Origin of the sequence: Psychrobacter sp. 5A.1, assembly GCF_030407455.1 — a bacterium.
In the GTDB taxonomy this organism is placed as follows: Bacteria; Pseudomonadota; Gammaproteobacteria; order Pseudomonadales; family Moraxellaceae; genus Psychrobacter.
This window is the reverse complement of the sequence record NZ_JASDDJ010000125.1, coordinates 1-1524: the sequence shown is the minus strand read 5'-3', so window position 1 is coordinate 1524 and position 1524 is coordinate 1. Positions and strand designations below refer to the sequence as shown.

Annotated in this window: 1 protein-coding gene; it reads right to left on the bottom strand. The window is 34.0% G+C overall.

Translation table 11 applies throughout. The annotated features are described in order from the left end of the window. Positions 1–326 precede the first annotated feature (326 nt). Entirely contained in the window at positions 327–1382 is a 1056-nt protein-coding gene (gene hutG / locus QL982_RS14365) for a formimidoylglutamase (protein WP_290190439.1), read from the bottom strand. Positions 1383–1524 lie beyond the last annotated feature (142 nt).

The window sequence follows — 1524 nt, the reverse complement described above, 5'->3', positions numbered from 1 at the left end:
TAGAGGTCAGCAGTTCGAGTCTGCTTATGCCTACCAAATATTTAGAAAGCCCCAATCTCACGATTGGGGCTTTTTTTTGTCTGTAATATATGGGCTGTAGGAAAGCAATCTCGAAACCTTTAGATATAATTTCTTTATAAACTTTATATTACTTTATTCAAAGGCGATAAATCTAATCAATTAAATATTGGTAGTGATAGGTTAAATCCATCACTACCAATATTTAATTGATCCTTGCTGATGTTTTGACTTCATAAGTATATGACCATATTTAGTAAACATTGACTCCCACTTAGTCAATGTTTATTTATAATTTCATCTAAAATTTACTTAATACTAGTCAGTTCCAATTCAATTATTAAAGCTAGTAAACGTGCCGCTACTTTACTACTGCGGCCATCAATATCATAAGTAGGATTGACTTCGGCTATATCAGCTATCATCACCTTAGCTTTGCTAAAAATATATTCAATACAACGTTCAACAAAATCCAAACGCATTCCTTTAGCTGCTGGTGCACTTACGCCTGGAACTATAGCAGCTTCAAAACCATCCATATCAATAGTTAAATAAATTACATCGACAGTATCTAAAAAGTTATCTAATTGGCTTTGGATATCTGCCCACAGCAAACGTATACAGCTATCATCACTAATTATAGTAACGCCAAGTTCTTCAGCACGATCAAAAAGGGCAAGTGTATTTGAATACTGACTAATACCAATTGCACAATAATTAAATTTTTGATTATTTGTTAAATTGTGTTCTGAAATTTGACGAAATGGTGTTCCAGAAGTGCCTTTTGGTCCTTGTCTTAAATCTAGATGCGCATCAAAATTAATAATACCAATCTGTGTGGTTTTACAATCAGAATACATTTGTGATTTATTGTCACTATTAAGGGCCTTCCATAGACCTAAATAACTAGCATAAGCTATTTCATGTCCGCCACCAATTCCTATAACAAAGCTATTTTGCTTGATAAGACTTGTGACTCTCCTCGTATAATCTGCTTGAGCTACCTCAAGAGATTTATCTAACAATTCATTATCATCGAGACATTTGACGTCACCTGCATCACCTACAAGCTTCATAAGGTATTCAGTTTCAAATTTATTTTGAAGTGTTGCACTACAAGGCAGTTTAGCAAAGGCTGTCCTAATACTTTTAGGAGCACCTATTGCTCCAACACGCCCTAAATTTCGACGTACGCCTTGATCACATGCAAAACCTATTAAGCTAACAGGCTGACTTTCATATTTTTTAACTAACTGGTACCAGTATCGAGCCTTTTCTGATTCGTATGGCTCTTGTCGTCCTGTCCATAAATTTGGGTCAAATGGTGTATGTTCAGTAAATAAATGGGTGTTACTCTTAAACATAATTAAAAATCCTTTTATCAAAAATTTTAGTCCTCTATCAATAGTACTGATAGAGGACTATGAACTGTTACGATTTCAGACCAAATAATCTTACGTATCCTACGTAAGATAAAGATTTATCACTGATTTTAAGTAATAATAG